The following is an 18,899-nucleotide window of genomic DNA, read 5'->3' as shown; positions in this document are numbered from 1 at the left end:
GCTTAACGACGTTTGCACCGCGTCGTCACCGATCGCGCGCCGGTCCGACGAACCGCCCGCGTTGAACGCGTGGCGGCACGCTCGATATCAGGGTACGGGGCCGGAGCCCTTGGAGAGGATTGCACACCATGACGCCGAGCCACACCCCCTCGCCGGTGAGTGTCCGCCTGCCGGAGGGCGTGAGTGCCGCGCGCGCCGCCGCGAAGGCTGCCGACCTCGGCCATCTTCCGGAATGGGACCTCACGGATCTCTATTCCGGCCTCGATGATCCGAAATACTCCGGCGACATGACCCGCGCCGAGGAGGAGTGCCGCCGCTTCTCCGAGACCTATGCCGGCCGCATCGCCGAGCTCGCCGCGGGCCCGGACGCGTCCGCGCGGCTGGCCGAGGCGGTGCGGACCTATGAGGGCATCGAGGACCTGCTGGGCAAGCTCATGTCCTTCGCCGGGCTCGTCTATTCCGGCGACACCACCGACGAGGCGCGGGCCAAGTTCTACGGCGACACCCGCGAGCGGCTGACCAGCGCCTCGGCGGATCTCCTGTTCTTCGCTCTGGAGCTCAATCGCGTCGAGGACGCCGCGCTGAACGCCGCGATGGCCGAGGGGCCGCTCGCCCACTACGCGCCGTGGATCGAGGACCTGCGGCGGGAGAAGCCGCACCAGCTCGACGACCGCACCGAGAAGCTGTTCCTCGAGAAGTCGGTCACGTCGAACGCCGCGTGGGACCGGCTGTTCAACGAGACGATCGCCTCGCTGCGCTTCACCGTGCAGGGCGAGGAGATGCCGCTGGAGCCGACGCTGAACAAGCTTCAGGATCCGGACGGGGCGGTCCGCAGGGAGGCTGCCGGCGCGATCAGCGCGGTCCTGCGCGGCCAGCTGCGGGTGTTCACGCTCATCACCAACACATTGGCGAAGGACAAGGAGATCAGCGACCGCTGGCGCGGGTTCAAGGACGTGGCCGACGCGCGCCACCTGTCGAACCGGGTCGAGCCCGAGGTCGTGGAAGCGCTCGTCGACGCCGTGCGGGCGGCCTATCCCCGCCTGTCCCACCGCTACTACACGCTCAAGGCGAAGTGGTTCGGGCAGGAGGCGCTGCCCTACTGGGACCGCAACGCGCCGCTGCCCCGCGTCGAGCAGCGCACGATCCCGTGGACGGAGGCCCGCGACACGGTGCTGTCCGCCTACGACGCGTTCTCGCCGAAGATGGCGGGGATCGCGCGGCGCTTCTTCGACGAGCGCTGGATTGACGCGCCGACCCGTCCCGGAAAGGCGCCGGGCGCCTTCGCGCATCCGACGGTGCCCTCGGTCCACCCCTACGTGCTGGTCAACTACCAGGGCAAGCCGCGGGACGTGATGACGCTGGCGCACGAGCTGGGCCACGGCGTCCACCAGGTGCTCGCCGGGCCGAACGGCGCCCTGATGGCGCCGACGCCCCTGACGCTGGCCGAGACGGCGAGCGTCTTCGGCGAGATGCTGACCTTCCGCCGGCTCCTCGCCGCCACCACCGACACGACCCAGCGCCGGGCCATGCTCGCCGCCAAGGTCGAAGACATGATCAACACCGTGGTGCGCCAGATCGCGTTCTACTCATTCGAGCGGAAGGTCCATCTCGCCCGCGCCAAGGGCGAGCTGACCACCGACCAGATCAACGCGCTGTGGCTGTCCGTCCAGGCGGAGTCGCTCGGTCCGGCGATCACGCTGGATTCCGGCTACGAGCCGTTCTGGGCCTACATCCCGCACTTCATCCACTCGCCGTTCTACGTCTACGCCTACGCGTTCGGCGACTGCCTGGTGAACTCGCTCTACGGCGTCTACGCCCGGGCGGAGGACGGCTTCGTGGAGCGCTACTTCGCGCTGCTCTCGGCCGGCGGCTCGAAGCCCTACGGCGAGTTGCTCGCGCCGTTCGGTCTCGACGCGAAGGATCCGGGCTTCTGGCAGATCGGGCTCGGGATGATCGAGAGCATGATCGTCGAGCTGGAAGGCATGGAAGGTCAGGGCTGAGCGGAGTGCCGCGGGCTCGGCCGATGCCCGCGGCGCAGGGACCCACGCCCCTGGTTCGCGGCCGGGGGCGGCTTATCTGCGGATCATCGTCAGGCAAGCAGATCGAGAGATGGCCGAGACCGACCGCGAAGCCAACCGCTTCTCCGCCCGCGCCGGGCGCTACGCCAGCGTGGGCGCCAATGTCGGCGGCGTCGCCGCCCGGATGGCCATGGCGCGGCTGTTCGGGAAGGAGGGCACCACCAACGCCGCCGCCCTGGCGCAGGCCCTGGGCGGCCTGAAGGGCCCGATCATGAAGGTGGCCCAGCTGCTGGCCACCGTCCCGGACCTGCTCCCACCGGAATACGCCACCGAGTTGCAGAAGCTCCAGGCGGACGCCCCGCCGATGGGCGCGGCCTTCGTCCGGCGCCGCATGCAGTCGGAACTCGGCGCCGGCTGGCAGGCGCGTTTCGGGAGCTTCGACCTCAAGCCCGCGGCGGCGGCCTCGCTGGGCCAGGTGCACCGCGCGACCACCAAGGACGGCGAACGGCTCGCCTGCAAGCTGCAATATCCGGACATGCAGTCGGCCGTGGAGGCCGACCTCAAGCAGCTGGAGGTCGCGTTCGCGCTGCACCGCCGGATGAACTCGTGGCTCGATACGCGCGAGATCGCGAAGGAGATCGGTGCCAGGGTGCGCGAGGAACTCGACTACGAGCGCGAGGCCAAGCACGCGGCGCTCTACGGGGCCGTGCTGAAGGACATCGCGGCGGTGCGCGTGCCGCGAGTTCTTCCCGAGCTGTCGACGAAGCGCCTGCTCACGCTCGGCTGGCTCGACGGGGACAAGATCCTGGGCTTCGCCGACGAGCCCGTCGAGGTGCGTAACCGGATCGCTCAGGCGATGTTCAAGGCGTGGTGGCACCCCTTCAGCCGCGCGGCCGTGATCCACGGCGACCCGCATCTCGGCAACTACACGGTGTTCTCGGATGCCGGCGAGGCCGCGGGAATCAACCTGCTGGATTACGGCTGCGTCCGGATCTTCCATCCGCGATTCGTCGGCGGCGTCGTGGACCTCTATCGCGGCCTGCTGGAGAACGACGATGCCCGCATCGTCCACGCCTACGAGGTGTGGGGCTTCAAGGACCTCGACAAGGAGAAGATCGAGATCCTGAACATCTGGGCCCGCTTCATCTACGGGCCGCTGCTTGAGGACCGCACCCGCACCGTCGCGGACGGGGTCAAGCCGGGGGAGTACGGCCGGCGGCAGGCCTTCCAGGTCCATCAGGCGCTGAAGGAGCGCGGACCCGTGACGGTGCCGCAGGAATTCGTCTTCATGGATCGCGCGGCCGTGGGCCTCGGCGCCGTGTTCCTCCACCTCAGATCGGAGCTCAACTACCATCGGTTGTTCGAGGCCGAGATCGAGCATTTCTCGCTGGATGAACTCACTACGCGTCAGGGCCGGGCGCTCGCCGAGGCGGACCTGCCGAAACCGGCCTGAGCCGGCGCGAAGATCCACCGAGAGAGCGATCAACTTGCGTGCGTCCGATTGCGGCAGGTAAACGCTTGAGCTACATCCGACCGCGACCGCAAGAAGTCGCGTCTTAGGGAAACGAGCGCACGATGGCCGAGAGTGACACGGTGGCCGGGCACACCTACAGCCCGGCGATGGACGCGAAGACTCACGAGCAGACCTATCGCGGATTCGTCCGGTTCGTCGAAATCGCCACCGGCGTCGTGATCTGCTGGGTGCTGGCCCTCGCCATCGGCGGCATTCGCGAAGCGTGGCTGCTGGCCATCGTCGGCGTGATCGCCTCGGGAGCCGCGGGCGCGGTGGGCGCCCTCGCGCCGGCCGTGGGGTGGAAGGCCCCGCTGGTCGTCGGGATTCTCCTGGTCCTGTACCTGTTCTTCGCCTGAAACGGCCGAGCGCGGTGGCGGCAAGCGCCGCCGCGGATGACCAGCCCGCTCGCGAGCGCCGAGCGGGTCGCTGACGTATTGTTGGCAATTAAATTGGGCACAAGTTACATTCCGGCCGCATCGAACGCGGTATCGTAGATCCGCCTCTCGAAAAGCTGCGCCGGTTCGCGCATTCGAAAGGCCGAGCTTTTCCAGGGGAACCCTCGCATGCGCATTGCTGTGCTGTCCGAGACGGACTCCGCGGAGCCGCGCGTCGCCGCGGTTCCTGAGACCGTCAAGAAGTTCAAGACTCTCGGTGCCGACGTCGTGGTTCAGTCCGGTGCGGGCCAGAAGGCCGGCATCCTGGACGCCGAGTACGAGGCCGCCGGCGCCAGCATCGCCGGGAGCGCGGCCGACGCCGCCCGGGATGCCGATCTCGTCCTGAAGGTCCGGCGCCCGAGCGCCGAGGAGCTGCCGCAGTTGAAGCGCGGTGCCACCGTGATCGCGATCATGGACCCCTACGGCAATGAGGACGCCCTGAAGGCGATGGCCGAGGCCGGCGTCGACGGCTTCGCCATGGAGCTGATGCCCCGCATCACCCGCGCGCAGGTGATGGACGTCCTGTCCTCGCAGGCGAATCTCGCCGGCTATCGCGCGGTCGTCGACGGCGCCGCCGAGTACGGGCGGGCGATGCCGATGATGATGACCGCCGCCGGCACGGTGCCGGCCGCCCGCGTCTTCGTCATGGGCGTCGGCGTGGCCGGCCTCCAGGCCATCGCGACCGCCCGACGTCTCGGCGCGGTCGTCACCGCCACCGACGTCCGGCCCGCCACCAAGGAGCAGGTCGAATCGCTGGGCGCCAAGTTCGTCGCCGTCGAGGACGACGAGTTCAAGCAGGCCGAGACCGCGGGCGGTTACGCCAAGGAGATGTCGGCCGAGTACCAGAAGAAGCAGGCGGAGCTGGTCAAGGGCCACATCGCCAAGCAGGACATCGTCATCACCACCGCGCTGATCCCCGGCCGGCCGGCGCCGAAGCTCGTCTCCGAGGAGATGGTGGCGTCGATGAAGCCGGGCTCGGTGCTGGTCGACCTCGCGGTGGAGCGCGGCGGCAACGTCGCCGGCGCCAAGGCCGGCGAGGTCGTGACGAACGACCGCGGCGTGAAGATCGTCGGCCACGTCAACGTGCCGGGGCGGCTCGCCGCCACGTCGTCGAGCCTCTACGCCCGCAACCTCTACGCCTTCGTCGAGACCCTGATCGACAAGGAGTCGAAGGCGCTGGCCATCAACTGGGACGACGAGCTGGTGAAGGCCACGAACCTCACCCGCGACGGCTCGGTCGTCCACGCGTCCTTCCAGCCCAAGACCGATGGCGCAGCCTCGGAAGCGGCCTCCGTAGGGCTGGCCAAGTCGGAGGCCAACAAGGCGTCCGGTACGGCCACCCCGGCGGGCGCGCAGTGAAGCCCGGCCGAGAGGAGTAGCAGAATGGCAAACGTCATCGTCCCTCCCGATCAGGCGGCCGATCAGGCCCGCGTGCTGGCCGACGCCGCGCGCGCGGCGGCCGCGGTGGCGCGCAACGCCGCCGACCAGGCGCAGGTCATCGCCGACGGCATGGGCCACGGGCTGAGCGCCGCCACCGGCGGCGCGGTCGATCCCACGGTGTTCCGGCTCGCGATCTTCGTGCTGGCGATCTTCGTCGGATACTACGTGGTCTGGTCGGTGACGCCGGCCCTGCACACCCCGCTCATGTCGGTCACGAACGCGATCTCGTCGGTGATCATCGTGGGCGCGATCCTGGCGGTCGGCGTTCCGCTGATCGAGAAGGGCACGGGCCTCGCCCGGTTCTTCGGCTTCATCGGCATCGTGCTCGCCAGCGTGAACATTTTCGGCGGCTTCCTCGTCACGCAGCGCATGCTCGGCATGTACAAGAAGAAGGGCTGAGCCGGTGTCTGAGAACGTCTCCTCCCTTCTCTATATCGTCGCCGGCGTCCTGTTCATCATGGCGCTGCGGGGGCTCTCGCACCCCACCACGTCCCGGCAGGGCAACCTGTACGGCATGGTCGGCATGGGGCTCGCCATCCTGACGACGCTCGTCGGCCACCCGCCCGCGGGTGCCGGCGCCTGGATCCTCGTGCTGCTGGGCCTCGGCATCGGCGGCGGCGCCGGCGCGGTGATCGCCAAGCGCGTGCCGATGACTGCGATGCCGCAGCTCGTCGCGGCCTTCCACTCGCTGGTCGGTCTGGCGGCGGTGTTCGTGGCGGCCGGTGCGCTCTATGCCCCGCAGGCCTTCGGCATCATCGAGAACGGCCACTTCCACAAGCAGTCGCTGTTCGAGATGGGTCTCGGCGTCGCCATCGGCGCGATCACGTTCACCGGCTCGGTGATCGCCTTCGCCAAGCTCGACGGTCGCATGTCCGGCAAGCCGATCATGCTGCCGCAGCGCCATCTCATCAACGCGCTGCTGGCCGCCGGCCTCGTGCTGCTGCTCGCCCTGTTCATCGGCACCGAGTCGAAGGCGATCTTCTGGCTGATCGTCATCGCCTCTCTGGTGCTCGGCGGCCTGATCATCATCCCGATCGGCGGCGCCGACATGCCGGTGGTCGTGTCGATGCTCAACTCCTACTCGGGCTGGGCGGCGGCCGGCATCGGCTTCACCCTGGGGAACCTCGCGCTGATCATCACCGGCTCGCTGGTGGGCTCCTCGGGCGCGATCCTGTCGTACATCATGTGCCACGCGATGAACCGATCGTTCATCTCGGTCATCCTCGGCGGCTTCGGCGGCGACACCGCCGCGGCGGGCACCGGCCAAGTGGAGACCCGGCCCGTGAAGCAGGGCTCGGCCGACGACGCGGCCTACATCATGAAGAACGCCGAGCGGGTCATCATCGTCCCGGGCTACGGCATGGCGGTCGCCCAGGCGCAGCATTCGCTGCGCGAGATGGCCGACATGCTGAAGAAGGAGGGCGTCGACGTGAAGTACGCCATCCATCCGGTGGCGGGCCGCATGCCGGGCCACATGAACGTGCTGCTGGCCGAGGCCAACGTGCCGTACGACGAGGTCTTCGAGCTGGAGGACATCAACGGCGAGTTCCCGCAGGCGGACGTCGCCTTCGTGATCGGCGCCAACGACGTCACCAACCCGGCCGCCAAGACCGACAAGGCGTCGCCGATCTACGGCATGCCGATCCTCGACGTCGAGAAGGCCAAGACCGTGCTGTTCATCAAGCGCGGCATGGGCTCCGGCTACGCGGGCGTCGAGAACGAGGTGTTCTTCCGCGACAACACCATGATGCTGTTCGGCGACGCCAAAAAGGTCGTCGACCAGATCCTGAAGTCGTTCTGAGACCCGGGTCTCCGGCAGATCCGAGGGGCGGGCAGCGATGCCCGCCCCTTTTTGTTGTGGCGGGTCGCGTTCGCCGTGGCTGTTGCGGCGGGGCGCGAGATTCCCCGCACCGCCCGGTGTAGGGTGGCACCCGTGTCGTCCGCTCCGCTCCTCGCCGAACCGCCGCCCTTCCTCGGCGTCGCCGCCTCCGTGACCGGTCGGCGCTGGCAGGAGCGCTGCGGCGGCGCGTCCGTCCAGAATCACATCGCCAAGATGGTCCAGGCTCACGGTCTCCCGGAGCTGCTGGCCCGGGTGCTGGCGGGACGCGGTATCGTCCCCGAGGCGGCACCCCGCCACCTCGCGCCGCGGCTGCGGGACCTGATGCCGGATCCGGACACGCTGCTCGACATGGAGGCGGCCGTTCGACGCCTCGTCCGGGCCGTGAAGCGCGGGGAGACGGTGGCGGTGTTCGGCGATTACGATGTCGACGGCGCCGCGAGCGCGGCGCTGCTCGCCGGCTACCTCCGCAAGCTGGGACTGCGCGCGCCCATCCACATCCCCGACCGGATCACCGAGGGCTACGGCCCCAACGTCGCGGCGATCACCGCGCTGGCGGCGGAGGGCGCGACGCTCCTCGTCTGCGTCGATTGCGGGACGAGCGGTCACGCGCCCCTGGAGGAGGCCGAGAAATCCGGCCTCGACGTCATCGTCCTCGACCACCATGCCGCCTCCGAGGTGCTCCCGCCGGCCCGCGCCGTGGTCAACCCGAACCGCCTCGACGACCTCTCGGGCCTCGGCCATCTCTGCGCCGCCGGTATCGTCTTCCTGACCCTGGTCGCGCTGAATCGCGCCCTGCGGCAGGACGGCTTCTTCGGCGCCCACCGACCCGAGCCGCAGCTCACCGACGCCCTCGACCTCGTGGCGCTGGCGACCGTCGCCGACGTCGTGCCCCTCACGGGCCTCAACCGAGCGTTCGTGATCCAGGGGCTCACGGTGATGCGCCATCGCGGCCGCACCGGGCTCGCGGCGCTGCTGGACGCGGCCTCGCTCGGCGAGCCGCCGGAAGCGTGGCATCTCGGCTTCGTGCTCGGGCCGCGCATCAATGCCGGCGGGCGCATCGGCGACGCGGCGCTGGGCGCCCGCCTGCTGACCACGGCGGACCCGGGCGAGGCGGCCCGGATCGCCGCAGACCTCGACCGCCTCAACCGCGAGCGTCAGGCGATCGAGGCGCAGGCCGTCCTGGAGGCCGAGGCCGAGATGGACCGGGTCCTGACGCTCGATCCGGCCCGCACCGTGCTGGTGACCGCCAGCGCCGAGTGGCATCCCGGCATCGTCGGCCTCATCGCCTCGCGGTTGAAGGAGCGCTTCAACCGCCCGGCCTTCGCGTTCGCGATCCGCCCGGACGGGACCGCCACGGGTTCGGGTCGCTCGATCCCGGGCGCGGATCTCGGGCTCGCGGTCCGCGCCTGCGTCGAGGCGCGGCTCGCCAGCAAGGGCGGCGGCCATGCCATGGCGGCCGGCGTGACCGTGCGGGCCGACGACATCCCGCGCTTCGAGGCGCATCTCGCCATGCTGCTCGGGGCGAGCGTCGCGGTGGCCCGGGCGGCCGACGCCTTGCTGATCGACGGCGGCCTCAGCGCCGGCGGCGCCACCGCGGAGACGGTCCGGCTGCTGCAGCAGGCCGGACCGTTCGGCCAGGGGGCGCCCGAGCCGCTCTTCGCGCTGGGCCGGCATCGCCTCGTCGACGCCGGCGTGGTCGGCTCGAACCATGTCAGGGCCCGACTGCGCAGCCGCGACGGGCAGGTGGTCGGCGCGATCTGCTTCCGCGCGTCCGAACGACCGCTCGGCCTGGCCTTGCTGAACGGGATCGGCCGGGAGATGCACGTGGCCGGGACGCTATCCTGCGACCGCTGGCGCGGCGCCGAGCGCGCCCAGCTCCGGATCGTCGATCTGGCGCCGTCCGATCCGTGAGACGCCGCGGCGCGTCAGCCGCCGGCCATCACGAGCGCCCAGAAGCGCTTGTATCGCGTGGTGGGGGCATCGACCCGGGCGATCCCGATCCTGCGGATCTGCGGCAACAGCATGTTCTTGTTGTGCTCGGGACTGGCCTTCCAGCGGGCGAGCACCTGCTCCAGGGTCTCGGACCCGGCGCTCAGATTCTCGGCCGCCCAGGATCTCGCGAGCCCGGCCGACGCCATGCGCGAGGTGAAGCTGCCGCCGACATCGTGGCTGAGCTGGCCGCGGCGGGCGTTGTTGCCGGCCTGGAAGGCCGCCGCCTTCACGAGAACCGAATCGACCACGACCGGGCTCAGACCGTGCTGGACCCGGTATGCGGAGATCGCCGCGGCGGCGGCGACCTCGTCGAGCACGGCGGTGTGCGTCGCGTTCTCGACGGAAGTCTCGGGCAGGACCGAGAGGCCGCCGCACCCGGACAGGGCCAGCAGGAGGGCGGCGGCGAGGGCGAGACTGAGCTTGGGCACGGTCCGGTCGGCGGTGAGTGTCACGGGACCGCCTCCCTCCGGCGCGGTTGCGGCGAAAGCGCGGCGCCCGGTGCGTCCGGACGATCCCGCCGAGCAGCGTGGCGCCGGCGCCACGCCGGGACCGGATCAGGCCGCCAGGGCGCTGCCCTTGAGCATGGAGGGCGCGAAGGCGCGCAGGAGATCCGGATCCAGGTGCCCGGCGCTGTCGGCCATGATCGACAGCGCTTCCGCGGGAGTGGCAGGCTGCCGATAGGTTCGCCGCTCGGTGAGGGCGGAGAACACGTCGCAGATCGTCACGATCCGCACGAGGTCCGAGATTGCCGGACCGGACAGCCGATCGGGATAGCCCTTTCCGTCAAGACGCTCGTGGTGATGACGGACCACGTCGATCACCGCCTCCTCGAAATCGCCGTGCACGCGAAGCAGATCGGCGCCGATATCGGGATGGCGCTGCATCAGCCGCAATTCCTCGGGATTGAGCGGCCCCGGCTTGTTGAGGATCTCTACGGGAATACGCGCCTTGCCGATGTCGTGCAGCAGCGCCGAGCGCACCAGCAACGCCAGGTCGGTCTGACTGAGCCCGATCTGCGAGCCGAAGGTCGCGGCATGGCCAGCGACACCGAGAGTGTGCTGGTAAACACCGATCTCGTGGCGCCACACCTCGGCGAGCCACTCGGCAATCCCGACCTCGGAGACGGCCGCGAGAACCAGCTCGGTTCCGCGATCCGCGTCGGCACGCTGCAGCCGGGCCCCGAGGGCAGCGCTGTCGAAGATCTCGGCGACGGCGGCGGTGGCGCCCGAGACGCGCTCCAGGAGCCGTCGCTGCCGCAACTGAGCGGAGCGCGTCGCCTCCTCGACCATAGCGAAGACGTTCGCCAATACGAGCTGCCGCGGCGACGCGGCCGGCAGCTGACGGAGGTAGCGAGCGGCCGGCATGGGTTCGCCGCGCACGAGGACGAGGCGCGGGACCGGCGGTCCGTGATGGGCGAGTGTGGCTTGCAGCTTGGCGCTATGGGCTGGCGGCAGGTCCAGGATGACGAGATGTGGCCGCCCTGACGGCAGCGGGACACCGGGCGGGATCGCCCGGCAGTCCATGACCAGCGCGATCGCGCGCTCGAGGGCCAATCGCTCGGACGGACGATCCGAGACGAGCAGGACGAAGGGCCCGTCCGAGAAACGCGATGCGGCGCCGAGGGCCAACGCGGTAGCTCCTCGCCCGCACGGTCAACGATCAGTTCACCCTACGCGTAAAATTTGAGGAAAGCGTTACCCCTACGCAGTCGCTGGCGCCGCGGACTCGCTCTGTCCTCAGGCGAGCTTCGCGGACCCGACGTCGGCGGTCGGCTCCGCGGTCTCACGGCCCCCCTCGGCAGCGGAGAGGAAATCCGCGAACTTCACGGTCAGCAGCGCCTGGCAGGCGGCGAAGGCGACAAAGATGGCGAGGAAGCTGGCGATCATCGGACTCTCCGGCGCGGTCTGAACCGCCTCATGTTGCGATGCGATACGTGTCATGCCGCCACGCAACTTGGTATGCCAGATTACGAATGCCGATTATGCCGTGCATGCATGGAATGCGTGCCCAAGCGCGCATTGAGCAAGAATGCCGCAGTGTCATGCATCAAAGTAGATAGCTGACAGGGGACGTGCGGACACTCGGACATCGAAATTTTGCGCCGCAGCAATCATAGCGAGCGATCGAATTTGAGACACGCGATCGATCGCGGCTCAGTTCGGCATCAAAGCTGGCGAGACTCAGCCCGATCGATGGCACCCGTCTAGCGGGCGCAGGCCGGATCACGGATGCCACGGCACGCAACGCCCGCGAGACAACCGTCAGACCGGGTTTGAGGGCCGATCAGTCCAGGTAGTCGCCGTAGGTGTCGACGTGTTGAGCCAGCCCGAGACCGTGCTCTCGGACGAGCCGCTCGGCCAGATCGGCATCGCGGGCTTCGAGCGCCGAGATGATGGCGACGTGCTCCCGGATCGAGCGTTCCGCCCGGTCGCCCTGCCGGAGCGCGGTGCTGCGGATGCCGCGGACATGCATCAGCAGGTTGCTGGTCAGATCGGCGATCGCCTCGCAGTGACCCAGCGCGATGATGCGCTGATGGAAGCGGATGTTCGCATCCGAGTACTCGTCAATGTGCTCGGACGGCTGCCCCTCGAAGAACTCCGGAAACGATTCGCGCAGGGAGCGCAGTTGCGCGTCGGTGGCGCGCGCGCAGGCGAGACGGGCCGCCATGCTCTCCAGCGCCGTCCACGCGTGGATCATGCTGACGATCTCGCGCTTGTTCTTCTTGATCACGAAGACGCCGCGCCGCGCTTCGGAGCGGACGAAGCCTTCCTGCTCCAGAACCGTCAGTGCCTCGCGCACCGGCGTGCGGCTGACACCGAGATCCTGCGACAGCTTGCGCTCGTCGAGCCGCACCTCGTCCGGACGCCCGTAGATGTCCATGTTGGTGATGGCCGTCTTGAGCGCCTCGTAGGCCAATGTCCGGAGACTGGAGCTGGCGACGATGGGCTTCACGCTCAGCGGTTCGGAATTCGACATCCCTCGTCCAGTCAGCTCGCACGCATGATGTCTCGCACGCATTCTCTGTCGTGCGCTCTCAGACGACCTAACCCAAACCTTGGCAAGATCCTAGTCGATTGCGGAGCGGTCCCACAGACCTGTGACCTTTGCCGGCATTCGGCGCCTCAAAAGTTGTGCGGGTACAACCGCAATCCGGTGCCCCGGCACCCACGTTTTCGCCATAGGGTTTAATCCAATCCCGAAAACCTGTATTTTTCTGCAGGTCCGATTGACAGATTCGGGCGATAGCAGCACCATTCTGCTGGCATACCGTCGACCACAGAAGATGAGTTGTGGTTCCGACGGGCGTGCCTTTGTACTTCAGACATTATTTGCCCGCGGGCCAAGAATTTTTCGAAGCATCCCGGCCAACTTGTTCTGCCAAGCCGCGCTGCGGCAGGGCATAGAACCGGTCCGAGCACGTAGCCCAACAATAATACTGCCCAGGAGGGAACGGTATGTCCGAGATCGTCAAACCGGTGGGGCGCGGCCGCTGGCTGCAACTCGCCTTCGGCGTCGTCTGCATGTGCATGATTGCCAACATGCAGTACGGCTGGACCTTCTTCGTGAGCCCGATGCAGGAGCGGCACGGCTGGGATCGCGCGGCGATCCAGGTGGCTTTCACGCTGTTCGTGGTTACCGAGACGTGGCTGGTCCCGATCGAGGGCTGGTTCGTCGATAAGTACGGCCCGCGGATCGTGACGCTGTTCGGCGGCCTGCTCTGCGCCGTCGCCTGGGTGATCAATTCCTACGCGGATTCGCTCACGGTGCTCTACATCGCGGCCGCGATCGGCGGCACCGGCGCGGGCGCGGTCTACGGAACCTGCGTCGGCAACTCGCTGAAGTGGTTCCCCGACCGCCGCGGCCTCGCCGCCGGCATCACCGCCATGGGCTTCGGCGCGGGCTCGGCGCTGACGGTCGTGCCGATCCAGGCGATGATCAAGTCGCAGGGTTACGAAGCGGCGTTCTTCTACTTCGGCATCGGGCAGGGCGTGATCGTCATGCTGATCGCCCTGTTCCTGCGGTCGCCGGCCAAGGGGCAGGTTCCGGAGGTCGCCCGGGTCAGCCAGTCGAAGCGCGACTACAAGCCCTCCGAGATGGTCCGCACGCCGATCTTCTGGGTCATGTACGCGATGTTCGTCATGATGGCCGCCGGCGGACTGATGGCCACCGCGCAGCTCGGTCCGATCGCCAAGGACTTCAAGATCGCCGACGTCCCGGTCTCGCTCCTCGGGATCACGCTGCCGGCGCTGACCTTCGCGGCGACACTCGACCGGGTGCTCAACGGCGTGACACGTCCGTTCTTCGGCTGGGTTTCCGACCATATCGGCCGTGAGAACACGATGTTCCTGTCCTTCGCGATCGAGGGCCTCGGCATCTACGCGCTGAGCCAGTTCGGCCAGAACCCGATCGCCTTCGTGCTGCTGACCGGTCTCGTGTTCTTCGCCTGGGGCGAGATCTACTCGCTGTTCCCGGCAACCTGCGGCGACACGTTCGGCTCGAAGTACGCGGCGACCAATGCCGGCCTGCTCTACACTGCCAAAGGCACGGCGGCGCTGATCGTCCCCTACACCAGCGTGCTCACGACCATGACCGGGAGCTGGCACACGGTCTTCCTGGCGGCCGCGGCCCTCAACATCCTGGCGGCCCTGCTGGCGCTGTTCGTCCTCAAGCCGATGCGCGCCGCCTACACCAAGAAGCCCGAGGCAGGCCTCGCGCCGGTGCTGGCCCAGTAGAAGGCCCCGATCGTCCGGCGCCGCGGCGCCGAACCGACACGAATGAGCCCGGCGCCGACTTTACGGCGCCGGGCTTCCTGCATACCGGGAACCAGGCCTTCCGGAGATCGGGCATGGACAGGGACGAGCGGATCGCGCGGGAGAGCGTCGTGGAGGCGGCACGGGCGCTCGACGCCCAGGGGTTGAACCGCGGCACGTCGGGCAATGTCTCGGTGCGCTTCCGCGACGGGCTCCTGATCACGCCCTCCGGCATGCCCACGGAGCGGACCGGACCGGACGACGTGGTCCGGATGGGCCTCGACGGCGCGCACGCGCCGGATCGGAAGCCGTCATCGGAGTGGCGCTTCCACCGGGACATCCTGGCGTCCCGTCCGGAATTCCACGCGGTGGTCCACGCGCATCCGGTCTACTGCACGGCCTTCGCGATCTGCGGGGAGGCCGTCCCGGCGGTCCACTACATGATCGCGGCCTTCGGCGGTCCGACGGTGCGCTGCGCGCCCTACGCGCCGTACGGCACCGCGGAGCTCTCGGACCTCGCCCTCGCGGCGCTCGTCGACCGCAACGTCTGCCTCCTCGCCAACCACGGCATGATCGCGGCCGGCGCGAGCCTGGAGAAGGCGCTGTGGCTCGCCGTCGAGCTGGAGACGCTCTGCCAGCAATACGCCGTCGCGCGGCAGATCGGGACGCCGATCATCCTGTCCGACGACGAGATCGGCGCCACGGTCGAGCGCTTCCGCGGCTACGGCCTGAACGCGGCGCGGCCGGCGGCGCCGGAGTCGACCTGAAGCGCGGTGGGCCTAGCGCCCGAGAACCTGCCCGACCGCCAGCCCGACGTCACGGGCGAATTCGGCCGCCGCGACCTTCTTGCCGCCCTCCGCCTTGACCTTTCGGATCTCGATCCGGCCGCCCTGGGCGCAGACGCTGAACCCGTCGCCGTCGACGGCGACCACCTCGCCCGGCTTGCCCACGACGTCGGCGAGCTTGCGGATCCGATGCAGGCTGCAATCGAAGATCTGGAGCTTCTTGCCGTTGTGCGTGGTCCAGGCACCGGGCGCCGGGTTGGCCGCGCGGATCAGGTTGTAGATCTGCTCGGCGTGGGACGACCAGTGGATCTCCGCCTCGGCGGCGCGGAACCAGCCCTCGTAGCTCGCGGCGTCCTCATCCTGATCGATCTCGACATGCTGACCGGCCACGACCAGATCGGCCGCCTCGAGCATGGCCGCGACGCCCATCGGGAACAGGTTGTCGAAGTAGACGTCGCCCAGGGTCGCGTCGGCGCCGATCGAGCAGGATTTCTGCAGGATCACCGGGCCCTCGTCGAGGCCGTCGGTGGGCCGGAAGATCGTCAGGCCGGTCTGCAGCTCGCCCCGGGCGATCGGCCAGTTGATCGACGACGGGCCGCGGTAACGCGGTAGCAGGCTCGGATGATACTGGATGGTGCCATGCTTCGGGATGTTGACGAAGCTCTGCGGCGCGAACTGGAGCACGTAGGCCATGATGCCGATATCGGCGTTCAGGCCGCGCATCGCGGCCTCGGCCTCGGGGCTCTTCAGGCTGGGGAACTGGAAGACCGTCAGCCCCTTCTCAACGGCCGCCGTCTTCAGGACGTCCGGCTTGGCGCCGGGCTTCTCGGGCGCGCAGAACACCGCCGCAACCTCATCGCCTCGTTCGAGGAACGCCTCCAGGACCGCTTTTCCGAAATCCTGTTGACCGATGAAGGCGATGCGCATGCAGGCTCCTGGGTGTCGTCCGGGCCCTGAGCGGGGCCGGGAAGGAACGGACCGAACGCGGGCTCGGCGGCGCGCGACCGTGCCCCGGCTGTCGAACGGCGTCACCCGGTATCCGGGGCCGCGCGGCACGCACGGCCCCGGAATGTAACATCAGCGATCCGGGTCCTCGACCGCGGATCGTCAGAAACCGATCACTCCGCCGCGATCTTCTGGACCACGCCGATCGCGCCGGATTCGGAGATCTCGCCGACCTCGGCCTCGGAATAGCCGAGCACGGAGCGCAGGATCTCCTCGGTGTGCTCGCCGAGGAGCGGCGAGCGGCTCACCTCGCTCGGGCTCGCCGACAGCTTGATGGGGTTGCCCACCGTCAGGTACTTGCCGCGGGTCGGGTGATCGACCTCCACGATGGTGCCGGTCTTCCGCAGCGACTCGTCCTCGGCGATTTCCTTCATCGACAGGATCGGGCCGCAGGGGATGTCGTACTTGTTCAAGGTGTCCATCACCTCGAACTTGGACACCTTCATCGTCCAGGCCTCGATCCGCGTGAAGATCTCGTTGAGGTGCGGCAGGCGGGCCTTCGGGGTGGCGTAGTCCGGATCGGTCTTCCAATCCGGCTCACCGATGATGTCGCAGATCGGCTCCCAGACGGCGGCCTGGGTGATGACGTAGATGTAGGCGTTCGGATCCTGCTCCCAGCCCTTGCAGCGCAGGATGCGGCCCGGCTGGCCGCCACCGGAATCGTTGCCGGCGCGCGGGGTCGCCTCGCCGAACGGGATGCCCTCGCCGAACTGGCTGTACTCCTTGAGCGGCCCGTGCTCGAGCCTCTGCTGGTCGCGCAGCTTCACCCGGCACAGGTTGAGCACGCCGTCCTGCATGGCGCAGTCGACCTTCTGGCCGAGGCCGCTCTGGGTGCGGTGATACAGCGCCGTGACGATGCCGAGGGCGAGGTGCAGGCCCGTGCCGGAATCACCGATCTGCGCGCCCGTCACCATCGGGATGCCGTCGCGGAAGCCCGTCGTCGAGGCGGAGCCGCCGGCGCACTGCGCGACGTTCTCGTAGACCTTGCAATCCTCGTAGCGGCCCGGACCGAAGCCCTTCACGGAGGCCAGGATCATCCGCGGGTTGGCCTCGTGGATCTTCTCCCAGGTCAGGCCCATGCGGGCGAGGGCGCCGGGCGCGAAATTCTCGACCAGGACGTCGCATTCCTTGATCAGGCGCCAGAGAACCTCCTTGCCCTTGGGGTTCTTCGAATCGAGCGTGATCGACCGCTTGTTGTGGTTCAGCATCGTGAAATAGAGGCTGTCCACGTCCGGGATGTCCTGGAGCTGCTGGCGCGTGGCGTCGCCCACGCCCGGCCGCTCGACCTTGATGACGTCGGCGCCGAACCAGGCCAGGAGCTGCGTACAGGTCGGGCCGGATTGAACGTGGGTGAAGTCCAGGATGCGGACGCCTTCGAGGGCCTTGGTCATGATCGGTCTCGGAGCTGGAGTCGGTATGGGGATGTCGGAGGGCGGCTCAGGCCGCGCGGGATACCGGTTTGATGCCTGCACGGGCCCTTGACGCGCGTGCCGCGACGCCGGTGCAGGAGCCTTCCATCCTCGAACGGATCATGTCTGTTCTCCCTCCCTTGGCGCGGTCCCGTCGTATCGCGACACCGTCACGCGGACTCGGGGTGACGAGTCCGCCAGTTTGTATACCACATGCCATTCGCAGGACGCGAGTGCCTATTGTGGACGTCCCCGGCGGCGGCCGATGCCGGACCGTAAGCCGGCCCGGGCCCGCGCTCAACACGCTGCAGGGCGCGCACGCGCGTCGACGGCGGCGCCCCCTTGGCATTCGGGGACGGGCGGTCCATGATTTCGCCAAAATTGCCTCTGGCCGCGGATGAAAAACGTGCCGCAGCCGTGGGTGGAACGATGTAACGCTGCACGAGGAACGCCCATGCTCGCCAGCACCAGCCTGATCAAGTCGTCCTGGATCGCCGTCGACGTCGCCCACGATCGCGCCGAGCGCGTCCTCGTGGTCGAGACCTACATCGCCGTCAGCCCGCTGGAGCCGAACTACGACGCCGCGCAGTACGAGCGCGTGCTCGCCTGCGTCCAGAAGGTGCTGAAGACGCATCCGGAGATCGACCGCGCGTCGATCCTGAGCATGCATCGCGGCTCCGGCTGCACGGCGCTGTTCCGGGACACGCCCGCGAAGGAGCCCGCGGCCGCCTGAGGCGCTCAGGCCTCGCCGCTCTCGGTGGGCCGGGATAGATCCGGCGGCTCGAGGGCGACGCGGGCCGCGTGGAACCACCAGAGGGGGATGTCGCGATTGGCCTTCGCCAGTTCCGACGCCCATCCCTCCTTGGGCATGACGTCGGCGCGGTCGGCGAACAGGCGCAGCGCCGCCTCCGCGCGCTCCCGTCGGCACCGCTCCTCGATCGCCCGCCGCTCGGCGTCGGCGCGGGCGTCGGTCTGCTCGATGAGGCGCCGGGTCGCGAGATCGTCGGCGTCGAAGGCGAATTGCTGCCAGAACGCCTCCGCCTCCCGGGCCACATCCCGCTCGCGGCGCAGCGTCACGTGCGCCTCCTCCGCGGCGCCCCGCGCCGTCTCGGCCGCTTCGGCGCGGGCGAGGAGGCGGTTGTTGGCCTCGAGCAGCTCCCGCTCCCGCTCGGGCGACATCCGCTGTCGGCGCAGCACCCGCAGCTCCTCCTCGTCGGCGCGGCGGGCGGCCAACAGGTCCGCCAGCGGGCCGGACGCGAGCGCGTCAGCGGATCGACGATAGCGCTCGCGGAGACCCGGGTGCCGGGCGTCCAGGTCCAGGTCGGTCCAGAGGCCGCGATCCTCTCCCTCCGTCCGTTCCCACTCGTACGAGGCCTGCGCCAGAGCTTCGCGCAGGTCGTCCGGGAATCGTGCCGCCGCGTGTCCGTTCATGAACCTGCATTCGCGTTGAGCGATCGACAGAACCTAGAACGCGCGCGCACGCCGTGAGAGACCGTCGCCGTGTGACGCACGCGATTTTTTCGTCGCGGCCCGGCCGCGCGACGGCGTCAGCGGACGCCGAGCGTCGCCTGTCCGCCGAAGCGCTCGGGCTGAAATCACAGCATCGCCTAGCCCGGCCGCTCGCGCGCACCCCGTTCGCTGATCTCCGCTGGGACGGGTTCACGGTGGATCGTTGCCGATCCTGCTTGCCTGAACCTGTCGCGCGCGGGCCA

At 68.9% G+C, this 18,899-nt stretch carries 17 protein-coding genes; 10 read left to right on the top strand and 7 right to left on the bottom strand.

What is annotated here, in order from left to right:
• The first annotated feature begins 128 nt into the window (after positions 1–128).
• The 7 genes from LOK46_RS15190 (at position 129) to recJ (ending at position 9,156) form a co-directional block, all read left to right on the top strand.
• Entirely contained in the window at positions 129–2,000 is a 1,872-nt protein-coding gene (locus LOK46_RS15190; RefSeq protein ID WP_273558402.1) for a M3 family oligoendopeptidase, read from the top strand.
• A 109-nt stretch (positions 2,001–2,109) separates the two neighbouring features.
• Positions 2,110–3,471, top strand: a complete 1,362-nt coding sequence (locus LOK46_RS15185; RefSeq protein ID WP_273558400.1) for an ABC1 kinase family protein — start codon at positions 2,110–2,112, stop codon at positions 3,469–3,471.
• 122 nt (positions 3,472–3,593) lie between these two features.
• Entirely contained in the window at positions 3,594–3,887 is a 294-nt protein-coding gene (locus LOK46_RS15180; protein WP_012319754.1) for an aa3-type cytochrome c oxidase subunit IV, read from the top strand.
• A 207-nt stretch (positions 3,888–4,094) separates the two neighbouring features.
• Positions 4,095–5,324, top strand: coding sequence for a Re/Si-specific NAD(P)(+) transhydrogenase subunit alpha (locus tag LOK46_RS15175; protein ID WP_273558398.1), 1,230 nt, complete (start codon positions 4,095–4,097; stop codon positions 5,322–5,324).
• 24 nt (positions 5,325–5,348) lie between these two features.
• On the top strand, positions 5,349–5,804 hold the full coding sequence (locus LOK46_RS15170) for a proton-translocating transhydrogenase family protein (protein WP_020092006.1): 456 nt from the start codon (positions 5,349–5,351) through the stop codon (positions 5,802–5,804).
• Between the two features lie 4 nt (positions 5,805–5,808).
• Positions 5,809–7,206: an NAD(P)(+) transhydrogenase (Re/Si-specific) subunit beta gene (locus LOK46_RS15165; RefSeq protein ID WP_273558390.1), complete on the top strand. Its 1,398-nt coding sequence runs from the start codon at positions 5,809–5,811 to the stop codon at positions 7,204–7,206.
• A gap of 132 nt (positions 7,207–7,338) precedes the next feature.
• On the top strand, positions 7,339–9,156 hold the full coding sequence (gene recJ, locus LOK46_RS15160; RefSeq protein WP_273558389.1) for a single-stranded-DNA-specific exonuclease RecJ: 1,818 nt from the start codon (positions 7,339–7,341) through the stop codon (positions 9,154–9,156).
• A gap of 14 nt (positions 9,157–9,170) precedes the next feature.
• Here the strand turns inward: recJ and LOK46_RS15155 are convergent, their stop codons facing one another.
• The 4 genes from LOK46_RS15155 to LOK46_RS15140 all read right to left on the bottom strand — a co-directional run bounded on the left by LOK46_RS15155 (position 9,171) and on the right by LOK46_RS15140 (position 12,213).
• Positions 9,171–9,665 (bottom strand): CAP domain-containing protein, encoded by a 495-nt coding sequence (locus LOK46_RS15155; protein WP_273564598.1) that lies wholly within the window; start codon positions 9,663–9,665, stop codon positions 9,171–9,173.
• Positions 9,666–9,791: 126 nt separating this feature from the next.
• On the bottom strand, positions 9,792–10,865 hold the full coding sequence (locus tag LOK46_RS15150; RefSeq protein WP_273558388.1) for an HD-GYP domain-containing protein: 1,074 nt from the start codon (positions 10,863–10,865) through the stop codon (positions 9,792–9,794).
• Positions 10,866–10,973: 108 nt separating this feature from the next.
• Positions 10,974–11,123 carry a hypothetical protein gene (locus LOK46_RS15145; protein ID WP_273558386.1) on the bottom strand — a complete coding sequence of 50 codons (150 nt, stop codon included), beginning with the start codon at positions 11,121–11,123 and terminating at the stop codon, positions 10,974–10,976.
• 397 nt (positions 11,124–11,520) lie between these two features.
• Positions 11,521–12,213, bottom strand: a complete 693-nt coding sequence (locus LOK46_RS15140; protein ID WP_012319746.1) for a GntR family transcriptional regulator — start codon at positions 12,211–12,213, stop codon at positions 11,521–11,523.
• Positions 12,214–12,692: 479 nt separating this feature from the next.
• Here LOK46_RS15140 and oxlT point away from each other — a divergent pair, with 479 nt between their 5' ends.
• Complete coding sequence (gene oxlT, locus LOK46_RS15135; RefSeq protein WP_273564524.1) at positions 12,693–13,970, top strand: oxalate/formate MFS antiporter; 1,278 nt, start codon at positions 12,693–12,695, stop codon at positions 13,968–13,970.
• A gap of 113 nt (positions 13,971–14,083) precedes the next feature.
• Positions 14,084–14,755: a class II aldolase/adducin family protein gene (locus tag LOK46_RS15130; protein WP_273564523.1), complete on the top strand. Its 672-nt coding sequence runs from the start codon at positions 14,084–14,086 to the stop codon at positions 14,753–14,755.
• 12 nt (positions 14,756–14,767) lie between these two features.
• Here LOK46_RS15130 and LOK46_RS15125 read toward each other — a convergent pair whose 3' ends face one another.
• The gene (locus LOK46_RS15125; protein WP_273564522.1) at positions 14,768–15,700 is read right to left on the bottom strand and encodes a methionyl-tRNA formyltransferase; all 933 of its coding nucleotides are present in this window, start codon (positions 15,698–15,700) and stop codon (positions 14,768–14,770) included.
• 191 nt (positions 15,701–15,891) lie between these two features.
• Positions 15,892–17,169 carry a formyl-CoA transferase gene (frc, locus tag LOK46_RS15120; RefSeq protein ID WP_273564521.1) on the bottom strand — a complete coding sequence of 426 codons (1,278 nt, stop codon included), beginning with the start codon at positions 17,167–17,169 and terminating at the stop codon, positions 15,892–15,894.
• Positions 17,170–17,641: 472 nt separating this feature from the next.
• Here frc and LOK46_RS15115 point away from each other — a divergent pair, with 472 nt between their 5' ends.
• The gene (locus LOK46_RS15115; protein WP_273564520.1) at positions 17,642–17,920 is read left to right on the top strand and encodes a hypothetical protein; all 279 of its coding nucleotides are present in this window, start codon (positions 17,642–17,644) and stop codon (positions 17,918–17,920) included.
• A 5-nt stretch (positions 17,921–17,925) separates the two neighbouring features.
• Here the strand turns inward: LOK46_RS15115 and LOK46_RS15110 are convergent, their stop codons facing one another.
• Positions 17,926–18,618, bottom strand: a complete 693-nt coding sequence (locus tag LOK46_RS15110; protein ID WP_273564519.1) for a hypothetical protein — start codon at positions 18,616–18,618, stop codon at positions 17,926–17,928.
• Positions 18,619–18,899: the final 281 nt, after the last annotated feature.

The organism is Methylobacterium sp. NMS14P (assembly GCF_028583545.1).
Lineage (GTDB): Bacteria > Pseudomonadota > Alphaproteobacteria > Rhizobiales > Beijerinckiaceae > Methylobacterium.
The sequence above is the reverse complement of the archived record's forward strand: the minus strand, read 5'-3'. Positions and strand labels throughout refer to the sequence as shown.